At 46.9% G+C, this 14,914-nt stretch carries 13 protein-coding genes; 7 read left to right on the forward strand and 6 right to left on the reverse strand.

The features are described 5' to 3' along the window. Positions 1-5 precede the first annotated feature (5 nt). Together J4N43_RS22780 and phnX are read left to right on the forward strand one after the other, a co-directional pair. Positions 6-1,385 carry an aspartate aminotransferase family protein gene (locus J4N43_RS22780; RefSeq protein WP_158159454.1) on the forward strand — a complete coding sequence of 460 codons (1,380 nt, stop codon included), beginning with the start codon at positions 6-8 and terminating at the stop codon, positions 1,383-1,385. 89 nt (positions 1,386-1,474) lie between these two features. Further along, the gene (gene phnX, locus J4N43_RS22785; RefSeq protein WP_158159453.1) at positions 1,475-2,290 is read left to right on the forward strand and encodes a phosphonoacetaldehyde hydrolase; all 816 of its coding nucleotides are present in this window, start codon (positions 1,475-1,477) and stop codon (positions 2,288-2,290) included. A gap of 86 nt (positions 2,291-2,376) precedes the next feature. Here phnX and J4N43_RS22790 read toward each other — a convergent pair whose 3' ends face one another. Beyond that, positions 2,377-3,405 carry a LacI family DNA-binding transcriptional regulator gene (locus tag J4N43_RS22790; protein WP_005442357.1) on the reverse strand — a complete coding sequence of 343 codons (1,029 nt, stop codon included), beginning with the start codon at positions 3,403-3,405 and terminating at the stop codon, positions 2,377-2,379. 248 nt (positions 3,406-3,653) lie between these two features. Between J4N43_RS22790 and J4N43_RS22795 the strand changes: the two genes are divergently transcribed. The 3 genes from J4N43_RS22795 to ulaA are packed head-to-tail and all read left to right on the forward strand — an operon-like array spanning position 3,654 to position 5,709. Continuing rightward, positions 3,654-4,097: a PTS sugar transporter subunit IIA gene (locus tag J4N43_RS22795; protein WP_005384357.1), complete on the forward strand. Its 444-nt coding sequence runs from the start codon at positions 3,654-3,656 to the stop codon at positions 4,095-4,097. Positions 4,098-4,155: 58 nt separating this feature from the next. Then, complete coding sequence (locus J4N43_RS22800; protein ID WP_005374080.1) at positions 4,156-4,443, forward strand: PTS sugar transporter subunit IIB; 288 nt, start codon at positions 4,156-4,158, stop codon at positions 4,441-4,443. 9 nt (positions 4,444-4,452) lie between these two features. After that, positions 4,453-5,709 (forward strand): PTS ascorbate transporter subunit IIC, encoded by a 1,257-nt coding sequence (ulaA, locus tag J4N43_RS22805; protein WP_005384349.1) that lies wholly within the window; start codon positions 4,453-4,455, stop codon positions 5,707-5,709. A 218-nt stretch (positions 5,710-5,927) separates the two neighbouring features. Here the strand turns inward: ulaA and J4N43_RS22810 are convergent, their stop codons facing one another. Both J4N43_RS22810 and J4N43_RS22815 read right to left on the reverse strand, forming a co-directional pair. Continuing rightward, positions 5,928-6,290 carry an ATPase gene (locus J4N43_RS22810; protein ID WP_158159452.1) on the reverse strand — a complete coding sequence of 121 codons (363 nt, stop codon included), beginning with the start codon at positions 6,288-6,290 and terminating at the stop codon, positions 5,928-5,930. A 9-nt stretch (positions 6,291-6,299) separates the two neighbouring features. After that, complete coding sequence (locus J4N43_RS22815; protein ID WP_025768035.1) at positions 6,300-8,330, reverse strand: S8 family serine peptidase; 2,031 nt, start codon at positions 8,328-8,330, stop codon at positions 6,300-6,302. A 466-nt stretch (positions 8,331-8,796) separates the two neighbouring features. Between J4N43_RS22815 and J4N43_RS22820 the strand changes: the two genes are divergently transcribed. Then, positions 8,797-10,053: a type 2 secretion system lipase gene (locus J4N43_RS22820; RefSeq protein ID WP_017819748.1), complete on the forward strand. Its 1,257-nt coding sequence runs from the start codon at positions 8,797-8,799 to the stop codon at positions 10,051-10,053. A 155-nt stretch (positions 10,054-10,208) separates the two neighbouring features. Here J4N43_RS22820 and J4N43_RS22825 read toward each other — a convergent pair whose 3' ends face one another. Beyond that, on the reverse strand, positions 10,209-10,808 hold the full coding sequence (locus tag J4N43_RS22825; protein ID WP_054728629.1) for a TetR/AcrR family transcriptional regulator: 600 nt from the start codon (positions 10,806-10,808) through the stop codon (positions 10,209-10,211). Between the two features lie 111 nt (positions 10,809-10,919). On the opposite strand from J4N43_RS22825, the gene J4N43_RS22830 reads away from it, so the two are divergent. Beyond that, positions 10,920-11,462, forward strand: coding sequence for a carboxymuconolactone decarboxylase family protein (locus J4N43_RS22830; RefSeq protein ID WP_005374097.1), 543 nt, complete (start codon positions 10,920-10,922; stop codon positions 11,460-11,462). Between the two features lie 96 nt (positions 11,463-11,558). Here J4N43_RS22830 and J4N43_RS22835 read toward each other — a convergent pair whose 3' ends face one another. Both J4N43_RS22835 and J4N43_RS22840 read right to left on the reverse strand, forming a co-directional pair. Next, the gene (locus tag J4N43_RS22835; RefSeq protein ID WP_081107498.1) at positions 11,559-12,935 is read right to left on the reverse strand and encodes an efflux transporter outer membrane subunit; all 1,377 of its coding nucleotides are present in this window, start codon (positions 12,933-12,935) and stop codon (positions 11,559-11,561) included. Positions 12,936-12,949: 14 nt separating this feature from the next. Then, entirely contained in the window at positions 12,950-14,914 is a 1,965-nt protein-coding gene (locus J4N43_RS22840; RefSeq protein ID WP_054576181.1) for a MacB family efflux pump subunit, read from the reverse strand.

A 14,914-nucleotide genomic window follows, 5' to 3' on the forward strand; every position in this document is an offset into this window, starting at 1 on the left:
GCGTTATGACTCAGAATATCAAACCGACTCATTTCCGCAGCGAAGGTGATGTCAACACAACACCGGCACGCCAAGCTTGGAATGCATCGATGGACGACAAACGCACGCAAGCATTGCTGAAGCGTGATTCGGAGGTCTTTCTTCATCAAGCCATGTCAACGCCTTGCTTAGATACCTTGGAAGCGGCAGAAGGCATCTACATCCAAGATGCTACCGGCAAAAAGTACATGGACTTCCATGGCAATAACGTCCATCAGCTGGGCTATGGTCATCCGCATGTGATTAAACGCGTGCAAGAACAAATTGCCAAACTGCCGTTTTCACCACGTCGTTTTACCAACGAGACCGCGATTGAATGTGCTGAAAAACTCACCCAAATCTGTGGCGGTGAATTGAACCGCGTGCTGTTTGCGCCGGGAGGCACATCTGCGGTTGGCATGGCACTTAAACTAGCGCGTCACATCACGGGTAACTACAAGGTGGTGTCGTTGTGGGATTCCTTCCACGGCGCATCATTGGATGCCATCTCAGTAGGTGGCGAAGCGTGTTTCCGCCAAGGCATGGGACCATTAATGGCAGGCGTTGAGCGCATTCCACCAGCGGTGTCTTACCGTGGCGCTTTCCCGGTCGTGGACGGCAGCGACGTGCATTACGCCGACTACCTTGAATACGTGATTGAGAAAGAAGGCGGCGTGGGTGCGTTTATCGCAGAAGCGGTTCGCAACACCGATGTTCAAGTGCCAAGTAAAGCCTACTGGAAACGCATCCGCGAAATCTGTGACAAACACAATGTCATGCTGATCATCGACGACATCCCTAACGGCATGGGTCGCAGCGGTGAATGGTTTACCTACCAAGCCTACGACATCGAGCCAGATATGCTCTGTATCGGTAAAGGCTTGGGCGGAGGCTTAGTGCCTATCGCAGCCATGGTAACCAAAGACAAATACAACACTGCTGAGCAAATCTCCATGGGTCATTACACTCATGAGAAAAGCCCTATCGGTTGTGCTGCAGCACTAGCAACCATGGAAGCCATTGAACAAGACGGCTTACTAGATAAAGCCAAAGCCGACAGCCAGTTCATGCGTGAAAAGCTGCTAGAGATGAAAGCCAAGTACCCTGTGATTGGCGATGTTCGTGGCATCGGCATGTTGTGGGGCATTGAACTGGTCACCGACCACGAGAGCAAAGCACGCGCGTATGACGAAGCGGAAGCTGTGTTGTACCAATGCCTCAACAATGGCGTGAGCTTCAAGGTATCGCAAAGTAACGTGATTCAACTCAGCCCACCGCTGATCATCACTCGCGAACAACTGACAGAAGCGTTGGCAATTTTCGAAGAAGCCATCGCCAAAGTGTGCAAAGACTTTAACTACTTTTAGGGTCGACTGACCTCAACAAAAACCAATTTATCCAGAGCGCGGTTCCAATGTGTAGGCAGCGCTCTGGCAAGCAAGAAAAAGGATTGAACATGAGCAACTCACCAATTCAAGCAGTGATCTTTGACTGGGCTGGCACTATCGTCGATTTCGGCTCTTTTGCACCGACCAGTATCTTTGTGGAAGCGTTCAAACAAGGTTTTGATTTCGATATCGATCTTGAGGAAGCGCGCGAACCAATGGGGCTTGGTAAGTGGGAGCACATCCAAGCTGTGGGTCGTATCCCTGCAGTTGATAAACGTTGGAATGAGAAGTTTGGTCGCTCAATGACCAGCGAAGACATCGATGCTATCTACGCAGCATTTATGCCTCTGCAAAAAGCAAAAGTGGCGGACCATGCAGACCCAATCCTTAATGCGATTGAAGTTGTGAACGGTCTGAAAGACAAAGGCATCAAGATCGGTTCTTGTTCTGGTTACCCCCGCGAAGTGATGGATGTGCTGATTCCTGTGGCTGCGGATTACGGCTACAAACCGGATTACGTAGTAGCAACGGATGACCTGTCGCAAGGTGGTCGCCCAGCACCATTTATGGCACTGAAAAACGTGATTGAGCTGAATGTTACCGACGTTAATGCGTGTATCAAAGTGGATGACGCCGCACCGGGCATCGATGAAGGTCACAACGCAGGTATGTGGACCGTTGGTTTGCTGCTTTCTGGTAACGAAGCAGGTCTAACTTTTGAAGAATACCAAGCCGCGGACGAAGCAACGCTTGATGCCGCTCGTGAAAAAGCGCGTGCAAAATTGCTAAAGAGCTCGCCGCATTACCTAATCGACACCATTGCTGACTTCCCAGAAGTGGTTGCAGATATCGAACGTCGCCTAGCGGCAGGTGAGCGTCCTTAGTCGACAGTCACTATTCTCACGCATAAAAAAACCTCTCAGCATCGAGGGGTTTTTTGTATCACGTATTAGCTTCTAACCAAATGAGGTTAGTTGATCGCAGTACTCGCTCGGCGTTTTAGCTTAAAGCCCATATCCGTTGCATGCTCTACAGGCTCACCTTTAATGGCTTGCAGTAACTTGTCTGCAGCTTTCGTCCCCATGCGTTCGTAGTCGAATTCCGCACAGGTCAAACTTGGATAGGCGTGCTCACCCATGGAAGAACCTTCCAAACAGATAATCGCAATGTCGGTCGGGACTTTCAGCACGCGGCGATGACACTCAAACAACGCGCCAATCGCAATCTCTTCATGGCTACATACCAAAGCATTCAAACTTGAATCGCGCAGCAATAGCTTTGCCAACCCTTCTGCACCTAATTGTGAAGATGGTGCTTCGTGGGTGGTTAAGAAATGGTCCGGTGCAAGGTAGTTCTCAATCATCGCGCTTTGCCAGCCGTGTAGCTTACGTTGCAAAGTGGAGTGATCCCCACGCGCACCAATGAAGCCCACGTTCTTGAAGCCTTGTTCAATCACATGCTTGGTACAGGCTTTACCCACCTCAAAATGGTCAACACCGATATTGAGGTAACTGGCTTTCGAACTTAACTCAGCAATTTCCAATACTGGCGTGTTCGAGGCTTCCAAAAGCTGATTAGTACGTTGGCTGTGTTCATTACCAAACAGCACGACTCCGGCTGGGCGGCTCTCAAGAAATGTCGAAAGCAGTTTCTCTTCTTGCTCTACCGAGTAGTCGCTGTAGCCAAGCAGTAACTGATAACCCGCTTTGTTCAACGCTTGTTGAAAGCTCGGTAAGAAAAGCGCGCACGCTTTTTCAAACAGGGAAGGAATGATAAGAGCGATGGAGTAACTTTCAGCAGACGCCAAAGCCCCTGCCGCTTTATTCGGGATATAGCCGAGCTCATCAACCACTTGTTGAATCTTTTCTCTCAGCTTGTCAGATACTAGCTCGGGCGTTCGTAATGCTCGCGACACCGTCATGGTGCCTACGCCGGCTTTTTTAGCGACGTCCGCCAAGGTGACATTGCCAGTACTTCTTCGTTTGCGAGGTTCGCTCATTGTTCTTATTTAGTGTTCTCTATTTTCTGCCGCGACATCTTACCACAGCGTTTTAGTGGTTTTGATATTAGCGCATTAGAAGTCGATCACAAGCATATGAAACTCGGATGGCTGATAAAAATGGTAGCGCTATCACAAATTATGATAGCGCTATCAGATAGCGCTACCATTTGTGATCATTCTCAGGTTTTTCTGACAAATTGATCGATAAAGTACCCATCAACAAAACAACAAACCGGAAAGATCCAATGCTACGTGAACTGATTACCTCTGATGTGATTCGCATCCATTCTGATGCTACTGACTGGAAAGATGCGGTGAGCAAATCCTGTGAAGCACTGATTGAAAATGGCGCGATTGAGCCAAGCTACGTGGACGCTATTTACCGCTCACACGAAGAGCTCGGTCCTTACTACGTGGTAGGTCCTGGTATGGCCATGCCACACGCTCGTCCTGAAGATGGCGTTAACCGTTTGTCTCTTGCCATCACGGTGATTCAAAACGGCGTGAACTTCGATTCTGAAGGTAACGATCCTGTGAAAATGCTGGTTACGTTAGCCGCGACAGACAGTAACTCGCACGTGGATGCAATTTCTAAACTGGCTGAGTTGTTTATGAATGAAGAGCATGTAGAAGCCATCTGCACCGCTCAAAACACACAAGATGTTCTCGCGATCATCGAAAAATACTAACTCCTGATGTGCCCTTCAAAATGGGCATACACCCCTATAAAAAGAAAAGGTCTGAATTATGAAAATTATGGTTGTTTGCGGTCACGGTCTTGGTACTAGCCTAATGATGGAAATGAGCATCAAAGGCATCGTGAAAGAATTGAATGTAAACGCAGAAGTGGATCATATCGATCTAGGTTCTGCAAAAGGTACGGATTGTGACATCTTCATCGGTACTAACGACATCGTTGAGCAGTTGAACGCACTGGGCGTTGAACCACGCATCGTTGCGCTTGATAACATGGTCGACAAAGTGGCAATGAAAGAGCGTCTATCTGTGGCACTTCAAGAGCTTGGCGCTCTATAAGGTGGCGTTATGGAATTTTTCAGTTTCTTAATGAACGATGTCCTATCAGAGCCGGCGGTTCTGGTAGGTCTTATCGCCCTAATCGGCTTAATTGCCCAGAAAAAACCGGTCACCGAGTGCATTAAAGGCACGGTAAAAACCATTCTTGGTTTCATCGTGCTTGGTGCGGGTGCGGGTCTGGTTGTAACTTCTCTGGGTGACTTTGCGACGATTTTCCAACACGCGTTCGGCATCACTGGCGTGGTTCCAAACAACGAAGCTATCGTCTCTATCGCGCAAGAAGCGTTTGGTAAAGAGATGGCGATGATCATGTTCTTCGGTATGTTAGTGAACATCTTGATCGCTCGCTTCACGCCATGGAAATTCATCTTCCTAACGGGTCACCACACACTATTTATGTCGATGATGGTAGCAGCAATCCTTGCTTCTAGCGGCATGAAAGGCGTTCCACTGATTGCGCTTGGCTCTCTAGTTGTGGGCTCTGTGATGGTGTTCTTCCCTGCGATTGCTCACAAGTACATGAAGCAAGTTACAGGTTCTGACGACGTTGCGATTGGTCACTTCTCTACCCTTTCTTACGTACTAGCGGGCTTTATTGGCAGCAAGTTCGGTAACAAAGAACACTCTACTGAAGAGATGAACGTACCTAAGAGCTTGTTGTTCCTACGTGATACGCCAGTGGCAATCTCGTTCACCATGGGCATCATCTTTATGGTGACATGTATCTTCGCTGGCGGCGACTTTGTACGCGAAGTCAGCGGTGGTAAGCACTGGTTCATGTTCGCGCTGATGCAATCTATCACATTCGCCGGTGGTGTATACGTTATCCTTCAAGGTGTACGTATGGTTATCGCAGAAATCGTTCCAGCGTTTAAAGGTATCTCAGACAAACTAGTACCAAACGCAAAACCTGCGCTTGATTGTCCGGTTGTATTCCCATACGCACCAAACGCAGTATTGGTTGGTTTCCTATCGAGCTTTGCTGCGGGTCTTTTGGGCATGTTCCTACTTTACGTGATGGGGCTTACTGTGATTATCCCTGGTGTCGTTCCACACTTCTTTGTAGGTGCAGCGGCAGGTGTATTTGGTAACGCTACAGGTGGTCGTCGCGGTGCAATTTTGGGTGCTTTTGCACAAGGTCTACTGATTACCTTCCTACCAGTATTCCTAATGCCAGTACTTGGTGACCTAGGCTTTGCTAACACGACCTTCAGTGATGCAGACTTCGGCGCTGTTGGTATCCTACTGGGTCTGATTGTTCGCTAAATAGTTAGTCTGAATATGACTAGCTGATAACTGACTTGATTGATGCGGGAATAGGCTCATCGGCATCAATCCTAAAGAATCTCTAGTCATAGCAAGCGACTAGCTTTAGAAGAAACCAGTCATAAAAAATAATCATACAAAACAATCGTAGAAAGAAAACAAACGCCCCTCACGTGAGGGGCGTTTTTCTTTTTGGCACTATCTTAAGGAGGTTTGGCTTATTGAAGCGTATTTCCGTTAGATAGCAGCTTTCTTGTCGGCTCTTGCTCAGTGTATTCGACCGCATCGTGAGCGGCGAGCTTATCGACTTCCGCCTGTTCACCCACCACAACCAACACGTGTTGTTTCACCAGAGCGTCGACCACTTCAATGTTGTGCTGACGAAGAAGCGCTCTCACTTCGCTCTCTTTTCCTTCATGATACTTAACAAAGTAACGCGCAGGTTGCTGCTCGGCTTGATCTTGGCGTTCATCCACGAGAGGAAATCCTTGATTGTTTGCCAAGCTGCTTGAGCTCAGTCCGATTGCCAATAGTGCGGTAGCGCCTACCGCAGACAAAGAAAGTAAGGTCAACTTCTTCATAGCCACTCCTTATTGAAAGGTCAGAGTCCAACTGTTGATGGTGCCTGTGTCTCTTCTGGCACTGTCCACCGCTTTTAGTTCCCATGTACCTTGCGATTCAAAACCAGAAAAATCCGCTTGGAACGTGTTTTTTATATCGTTAGCGCTGCCGCCAGTATTATTGTGAAGTACAACTTCTCCACCAGTCGGTGACGTTAAAGTCACTCGTAGATCACCGATGTAAGTGTGGCTAATATCAACGTCAATACTTACTGTGCCTGAATCACCAGAGCGATCGACTTCTACTGCACTGATTGCGCCAGAAGATTTATTATCTGGAATCGCAACAGGGCTGGTATTTGAGAAGCTAGAGTCCGAAGAGCTACCACCATCAGGTCCATTACAGCCAGCGTCCAAGAACAGCTTCGCCGCTTCAGCATTAACTAGGCCGTGGCCAGTACGGTTGTCTCGACCAGCAACATCAATATCTGTTGCAGTTTTCACTAGGGCATTACGTACTTGCGCTGCGGTACAGGTTGGGTGGTAACTCCACACCAAGCCAGCTACGCCCGTTACGTGCGGTGTCGCCATTGATGTACCATTGTAGTACTCGTAATCTTCACCAGAGGTTGTTGCAACAGTAATTTCCTGACCAACATACCCCAACAGCTCTTGACCAAATGCACGATCAACCGTTACCGAAACCATACGATAAGCGTTGTTTGTGTCTACCAAGAAAGGGTTTTGTAAACCAGGTAGTTCAGAGTTGCTGTACACGATTGCAGCTCGCGCACCCGCATTGTAACAAGCCTGAACCGCATCTACTTCAGGGTAGTTTCCTGAAGACTGGTTGCCGATACGCTCAGTCAAACAAATTTTGCCCGACATATCACCACAGTTAAAGTTACCGCCAGAGACATCACAGCTATCTAGCGTTGCCGTTACTGAACCCGCGATTGGATCCGGAACATACGAAGAACCGTTATTGATCAAACGATTGTGAGGAACAATCCCACGATCAAACTGACTGACACCATTCAAGGTAATATCAGAAAGTTTACCTTCACCTACCGTAACCGTTGATAAGATCGCCACACCCGGGCCTGAGATCTCAACTTGATTAGTAGATTGTGAGAACGCTGCATGATCATTTTGATTATCAACGGCCGCAACAGACATCACTGAGTCATAAGAAGCTGGATAGCTGTGCGCTGTATTGCCATCATTACCCGCAGCTGCGATCAATAGAACGCCTTGATCGTAAATATTTTGCAGTGCATTTTGCTCAGTTCGGCTTGATTGACTACCACCAAGGCTCATGTTCACAACGTTAGCACCATTATCGGCACAGGTCTGGATTGCTTTAACAAGCCCAGATGAGTAACCCCAACCCGATTCGTTAAATACTTTCACGATGTGCAAATTCACATTCTGGTTTGGCATCACACCCTTTACACCTTCGGTGTTGGCAATCGCAGCAATCGTACCCGCGACGTGAGTACCGTGGGCATTGTTGTTACCCGGATCACTCCATGATCCCGTACCACTATCGTTAGTACCAGCAACGCGGTTACCGCTTAGGTCGTTGTGCGAAATGTCGTACCCTGAATCGATAATACATACAGTGCGATTACCCGCATTGAAGTCAGCTAGCAGTTGAGCATTAACCGCTTCATATCCCCATGGGGTCGTTTCGCTGAGCAAATAGCGAGGTGGATCGACTTCCACGTATTCCACATCACTACGGTTGCGAAGCGGCTCTAAGTCATCGCCATCCAATTCAACGCTGTAAATGGCGCGATTACCCAGTTTTTCCACCTTACGTGCCTTCACCTGTTCTAGAACAGACTCCTGCGCGATTCGTGGCCCCCAGAATGAGTTACCCCCCATTGAAGAACGGCTGACTGCATCTTCTTTGAATTTGACGATGTACTTCGTCGGTAACTTAGATTCATCAAATCCCATTGGTGGAGCCGCAAACGCTGACATCGAAGTGGTCAGTGCTATTGCTACGGCAGACAACGAAAATAAGCCTTGTTTTTTACTTGTTGTGTAGTGCATTTGCCCTATTCCTTATTTGAGCTAATTTTTATTCACTATATTCTCATGAAAAGTCATCATCATGATGTTTGCATGAGAGCTTCAGCTATAGTTTACAGAGCAAAAATGCCAAACAATTTGTTTCATGAATATACAAATTTGTACAAAAGATCATTCAATAAACACTTTAAGTTAACATTAAAAATCATAAACAAAACCTTATAAAGCAATTACTTAATTAACAAAAAGTGAATGTTAAATTAATGTTAGTGAGTAATTATTCTAAATATCACCCATTTAATCGATTGCTATGCTGAATGGATTTTTTGACCGTGGTGCCAAAACTGAAATATTGAATATTTAGTTGTTGACTGTCTTGAGCATTTACTCAGAATTAGAAGGTTTAGTGAGAAAAATTCTCATCTAAATACTGTTATAGCCGAGCGTATTCACGCATTCGGAACAATAACCATTACAAGAAGAGTGAATGATGAAAAAAACAATCACACTATTAACTGCATTACTTCCGCTTGCCTCCGCCATTGCAGAGGAGCCAACTTTATCACCAGCAATGGTTTCTGCGGCTGAAGTGGTTAGCGCGCAAGAAAATCAAACTTATACGTACGTTCGATGCTGGTATCGTACGAGCCACTCTAAGGACGATGCGGCTACCGATTGGAAATGGGCAAAAAACCAAGATGGTAGTGACTTCACTATCGATGGTTATTGGTGGAGCTCTGTTTCATTTAAAAACATGTTCTACACCAATACCTCACAAAACGTAATTCGCCAGCGTTGTGAGGAAACACTAGATCTAGCGAACGAGAACGCAGACATTACCTTTTTTGCTGCCGACAATCGTTATTCTTATAACCACACGATCTGGAGCAATGATGCTGCAATGCAACCAGATCAAATCAACAAGGTAGTGGCTTTAGGCGATAGCTTGTCTGATACAGGCAACATCTTTAACGCGTCCCAATGGCGCTTCCCTAACCCGAATAGCTGGTTCTTGGGTCACTTCTCAAACGGTTTTGTTTGGACGGAATACGTTGCTAAAGCCAAAAACTTACCGCTATACAACTGGGCAGTTGGTGGCGCAGCAGGTGAAAACCAATACATCGCGCTAACTGGTGTCGGCGAACAAGTTTCTTCTTACTTAACCTACACAAAGCTGGCGAAGAACTACAACCCTGCTAACACATTGTTTACGTTAGAGTTTGGTTTAAATGATTTCATGAACTACAACCGTAGCGTGCCGGAAGTAAAAGCGGATTACGCTGAAGCTCTGATTCGTTTAACAGACGCTGGCGCGAAGAACTTCATGTTGATGACACTGCCTGATGCAACCAAAGCACCACAGTTCAAATACTCAACACAGGAAGAAATTGAAACGATTCGTGCGAAAGTATTGAAAATGAACGAGTTCATCAAAGCACAAGCGATGTACTACAAAGCCCAAGGCTACAACATCGCATTGTTTGATACACACGCACTGTTTGAGAAGTTAACCTCGGCACCAGAAGAACACGGTTTCGTAAATGCAAGCGACCCTTGCTTAGACATCAACCGTTCATCCTCTGTTGACTACATGTACACTCACTCATTACGTTCTGAATGTGCAGCATCTGGCGCAGATAAGTTCGTGTTCTGGGATGTGACTCACCCAACCACAGCAACGCATCGTTATGTGGCTGAAAAAATGTTAGAAAGCAGCAATAACTTAGAAGAGTTTCGCTTTTAATAAGCCGTTGTTGTTCATTGCAAGTTAATCTGCATAAAAATGACCACGATGCTTCGTGGTCATTTTTTATCGATATCGAACCCCGATAACGGGTTTATTTGAGCTCGCTTACTTCAAGCCGTTGATTTAGAGACGTTGACTTTGAGCAGCCTCATTCAGCTTTCTGTTTTTGATACGTTACCGCGGAAGCTGTCCACCATAATAGAGATCAACGTCTTTAAGGTTACATCATCACTACGGTATGAGTAGGCTCGTATACCCGTAAACTGAACCTGGAACAACTGAGCAAGAAGCAATGTATCCTGGGCTTCAATTTCGCCATTCTCGATTGCTCGCTCAAACAGCTTTGCAAGAAAAGATTCAAATTGGTTTGCTAAGCTGTTTGTTTGATTGCGCAGCGCATTAAAATCCTCAGCAAATTCACTTGCTGATTTGACTAACATGCACACTTCACTGGGATTGGAGTCTCGCTGATTGATAACCACATCAATCGCGAAAGCTTCTATTGCATCTAGAACCGTTGTGTTCTGAGCTAAATGCAACTCAAACAGGGCTTGTAAGTTCGCAACATACATTTTTAGCGCTTCACAATATAGCCCCTCTTTTGACCCAAACGTCGCATAAATACTTCCAGGACGCAGATTAACGCTATCTTGTAAATCACGTGTAGATGTTGCATGAAAACCTTTCTTCCAGAATAGATCCGAGGCGGCTTTCACCACTTCATCACGTTGGAATTTCTTTGTATTCGCCATGAGCAATTATCAATTTTGAACATATGCTCAATTTTATATTGAGCGACCGCTCAAAATCAACTATCCTGTTCTTGCCTAATCCGCTCATATCCAATTACAGGAGATTTAAACATGGCAGAATTTAAACTGTATACCGCAGAAAACGCACCCGAAGGATCAAAGCACCTGATTGAAAATTCAGTCAAAGCGTTTGGCATGCTACCAAATCTTCATGCTGTTATGGCTGAAGCGCCAACCTTGCTTGAGGGTTATCAAGTTGTGCATGAGCTATTTCAACAAACATCATTTAACGCAGAAGAATTGACCGTCGTATGGCAAACCATCAACGTTGAGCATGGTTGTCACTACTGCGTTCCTGCTCATAGTGCGATCGCGGCGTCAATGAAAGTGGATCAGGAGATTGTCGATGCTCTCGTCAACCAAACTCCATTGGCAGACGAAAAACTTGAAACACTACGAGAGACAACGCTTCAAATGGTGCGCCAACGTGGTGTAGTGGAAGAGTCCCAGATAGAGAAATTCTTTGCGGCGGGTTACGGACAGCAGCAACTGCTTGAAATTGTTCTTGGTCTAGCGCAAAAAGTGATGAGTAACTACACCAATCACCTAGCTGACACCCCGGTTGATGCACCTTTCAAGAAGTTCGCCAAGTAACTTAAGCTTTTATTACTGGTCCCATTCATGGGACCAGTAATACCTTCAAAAAAGGCTTTGTTGCATGGCGCTTCGCTAGTGTGCGCTGACCCCTAATTACAACGGCGCAACGTCGGTTCCTCCTAAAGACTGGTAAAGCGTAACCTGAGTGAGAAACTGGTTGTAACGGTTCTCCAACAAAGAAGCTTGCGCGTTTCTGGTGTCTTCTTGTGCATTCAAATAGTCCATGATCGACGTCGAGCCATACTGATACCGCGCAGCATAAATGGACTCAGCGGCACTTGCGGCATCATATTGCTCTTGTAAACGCGCCGCTTGATACTTCAATTTCTCGCGTGCTGACAAGGCATTTTCGACATCTTGGAATGCGGCGTACAACACTTGGCGATAACTCACAATAGCCGATTGATAGTCTAAATCGGCAATGGCTTGGCTATTTTTCATCTCATTCCACTGCAAAAACGGCAACGTCATATCCGCACCTAAACTGCCGATAGGGTTGGAAAGCAGGTCTTTGAGCGCTTGTGACGATCCACCCAAAGCCCCAGTGAGCGTCAGCTTGGGCAAGTAGTCTAAATCTGCTGCGTCTTTATTTGCTAGCGCGGCTTTGACTTCATAAAGCGCTGCTTTAATGTCGGGTCTGCGGATCAATAAATCAGACGGAGCACCAACACTCAACGATGGCATATCGCCTTCAGGCAGCATTTGGATGTTTGCACTGATGCTCTTCGGCGGTTGATTGAACAAAATCGCAAAGGCGTTGTTTGCCTCAAGTAAACTCTGTTCAAACTCACTTTGCTGCGCTTGTAAGCTTGCCAACGTACGTTTGGCTTCAAGCACATCTAACTGATCCACAGCGCCAAGTTGGTACTGTTTTTCAATCAATTGTAGCGTTTGAGCTGCGTCTTCCACATTACGCTGACTGAGGTTTAAGCGCTGTTTTAGATAGCCGATTTGCCAATATAACGATGCCGTCGTTGCCACCAAACTTTGTGCGGTCGCCTCGCGATCTTGTTGACTTGCCATCGCCGTCCACTTGGCTTGGTCAACGTCTGCCGAGATTTTTCCCCACAAATCCAACTCGTAATTGACGGACAAGTTAGTGCTGTAGCTATCTGCCGATTCCCCGCTATCAAGAGATTTTTGAACTTGTCCTGATGTGGAAGAACTCAACGTAGGGAAAAGGTCATCTTGCGTTAAACCCAGCTGTAAACGCGCTTTCTTTAACGTTAGCGTTGCCAGCGTCAAATCGTTGTTTTGAGCCAACACCTGAGCAATGTATTGATTAAGCGTTGGGTCGTTAAACGCCAACCACCAAGGATCCATACTGACATCACCCGCAACATGCATCTGTTGCCAATTTGCAGGCACTTGCACCTCAGGAGCTTGATAGTCGCTACGCATAAGCGACCCACAACCTGACAACCACACTGCACTTAAGGCAGCCGCGACCAATCGAGTTTTGAATTTCATTGTGTTACTCATTTTTAGTCTCTCGCTAGCGCTTCTATCGGATCGAGTTTGGCGGCATTGCGAGCGGGTAAAAAGCCGAAAGCGATGCCAATCAACGTTGAGCAAATAAACGCCCAGATGATCGAGTTCATTGAGTAAATCATTTGGAAGCTGCTGCCAGATGTACTGAATGCAAAACCAATCAAAAACGCCAAGCCAATACCAGCAATGCCACCACACAAACACACTAGTACCGCTTCAATCAAAAACTGACGCAAAATATCCGCTTGCCGCGCACCCACAGCCATTCGTACACCGATCTCTTTCGTGCGCTCTGTCACCGACACCAACATGATGTTCATTACGCCAATTCCGCCGACAATTAGGGAGATCACCGCAATCGCTGAGATCAGTAACGTCATGGTTGCGGTGGTTTTCTCGATGCTCTGACGAATGGTGTCAGTGTTAATCGTGAAGAAATCTTCTGTACCGTGGCGCATTTTTAACAAGTTGATGATGCTCTGTTCTACCGCTGCGCTTGGGGCGTTCTCATCAATCCGTACAGTAATGCCGTTGAGGTAGCGTTGTCCCATCATTCGTCCCGACATGGTGGTGTATGGCACCCAAATTTTCAGCGCGTCGCTGTTGCCAAACGCGTCTTCTTTTTTCTGCGTGACACCCACAATACGCACTGGCAATGAACCTAGAAAAATCACTTCACCAATCGGATTTCTATCCGCAAACATTTCCTTTCTGGTGTTGTCATCAATCACTGCTTCTTGGGCGAGCGAATTCACGCTGTCTTCATCCCAAAACTGACCTTTGGCGATCTCATAACCGCGCACACGGAAATAATCTTCCCCAACCCCTTCCACAGACGCGGTTGCATCCTGATTGGCGTAACGCACGGTTAAGCTGTTGGATAAAGACGGCGTGACACTGTCGACAAAAGGTAGACTCTCCAACGATTTAGCATCGTCGGCGGTTAGCGTTTTCACTCGTCCGGAGCGGCGGTCACCAAACCCTTTGCCCGGCCTGACATCAATGGTGTTTGTTCCCATGGATGAAATATTCGACAAAATTTGCTGTTGTGAACCATTACCTAGTGCCACCACGGAAACCACCGAAGCTATACCAATAATGATGCCGAGCATGGTCAAAAACGTGCGCATTCTGTGGCTAGACATCGCCAGCAGCGCCATTTTGAGCGCGTCAATAAAACTGTCCCACTTCCACCACTTACTGGCGGCTTGCGCTGGGCGATGAAAAGACGCGCTCGGTGTCTTTGCTGCTTGCTCATTGATTACAACTTGTGCATTTGGCGTATCTGCAATGATTTCACCATCTTTGATTTCAATGATGCGATCCGCAAAGTTCGCCACGTTCATATCATGAGTCACTAAGATGATCGTATGCCCAAGTTGATGCAACTCTTTAAGCAGTGCCATCATCTCTTGCCCACTGTGACTGTCTAATGCGCCAGTGGGCTCATCGGCGAGAATCACCTCACCACCGTTCATCAGTGCACGAGCAACACTCACGCGCTGTTGCTGGCCACCACTCAGTTGGCTGGGCTTGTGAGTCAAACGATCTTCCAGCCCCAAGCGAGCCAATAGTGACTGCGCTCGCTCCGTTCTTTGACGATGAGGAACTCCCGCGTAAACCGCAGGTACTTCCACGTTTGCCACCGCGGTTAAATCCCCCAGCAGATGGTAACGCTGGAATATAAAGCCAAAATACTCACGGCGCAGTTCCGCCAGTTGGTCGGATTCCAACGTCGAGACATCTTGCCCATTAATGAAGTATCGACCGCTGGACGGTTTATCCAAGCAGCCGAGCACATTCATCAGCGTCGATTTACCAGAGCCTGATGCACCCACGATCGCGACCATTTCACCGCGTTTTATCTCTAAATTAATGTGGTTCAACACAGTAAGCGACTCGTCGCCAGAGACAAAACGTCGAGTTAAATCCTCAACTTTTAAAAGCACGTCACTCAT

Source organism: Vibrio sp. SCSIO 43009 (assembly GCF_023716525.1).
In the GTDB taxonomy this organism is placed as follows: domain Bacteria; phylum Pseudomonadota; class Gammaproteobacteria; order Enterobacterales; family Vibrionaceae; genus Vibrio; species Vibrio alginolyticus.

Excerpts from the sequence above, each read along its gene's own strand:
- J4N43_RS22780 (WP_158159454.1), top strand. The coding sequence starts at position 6 with ATGACTCAGAATATCAAACCGACTCATTTCCGCAGCGAAGGTGATGTC.
- phnX (WP_158159453.1), top strand. The coding sequence starts at position 1,475 with ATGAGCAACTCACCAATTCAAGCAGTGATCTTTGACTGGGCTGGCACT.
- J4N43_RS22790 (WP_005442357.1), bottom strand. The coding sequence starts at position 3,405 with ATGAGCGAACCTCGCAAACGAAGAAGTACTGGCAATGTCACCTTGGCG.
- J4N43_RS22795 (WP_005384357.1), top strand. The coding sequence starts at position 3,654 with ATGCTACGTGAACTGATTACCTCTGATGTGATTCGCATCCATTCTGAT.
- J4N43_RS22800 (WP_005374080.1), top strand. The coding sequence starts at position 4,156 with ATGAAAATTATGGTTGTTTGCGGTCACGGTCTTGGTACTAGCCTAATG.
- ulaA (WP_005384349.1), top strand. The coding sequence starts at position 4,453 with ATGGAATTTTTCAGTTTCTTAATGAACGATGTCCTATCAGAGCCGGCG.
- J4N43_RS22810 (WP_158159452.1), bottom strand. The coding sequence starts at position 6,290 with ATGAAGAAGTTGACCTTACTTTCTTTGTCTGCGGTAGGCGCTACCGCA.
- J4N43_RS22815 (WP_025768035.1), bottom strand. The coding sequence starts at position 8,330 with ATGCACTACACAACAAGTAAAAAACAAGGCTTATTTTCGTTGTCTGCC.
- J4N43_RS22820 (WP_017819748.1), top strand. The coding sequence starts at position 8,797 with ATGATGAAAAAAACAATCACACTATTAACTGCATTACTTCCGCTTGCC.
- J4N43_RS22825 (WP_054728629.1), bottom strand. The coding sequence starts at position 10,808 with ATGGCGAATACAAAGAAATTCCAACGTGATGAAGTGGTGAAAGCCGCC.
- J4N43_RS22830 (WP_005374097.1), top strand. The coding sequence starts at position 10,920 with ATGGCAGAATTTAAACTGTATACCGCAGAAAACGCACCCGAAGGATCA.
- J4N43_RS22835 (WP_081107498.1), bottom strand. The coding sequence starts at position 12,935 with ATGAAATTCAAAACTCGATTGGTCGCGGCTGCCTTAAGTGCAGTGTGG.
- J4N43_RS22840 (WP_054576181.1), bottom strand. The coding sequence starts at position 14,914 with ATGAGTGACGTGCTTTTAAAAGTTGAGGATTTAACTCGACGTTTTGTC.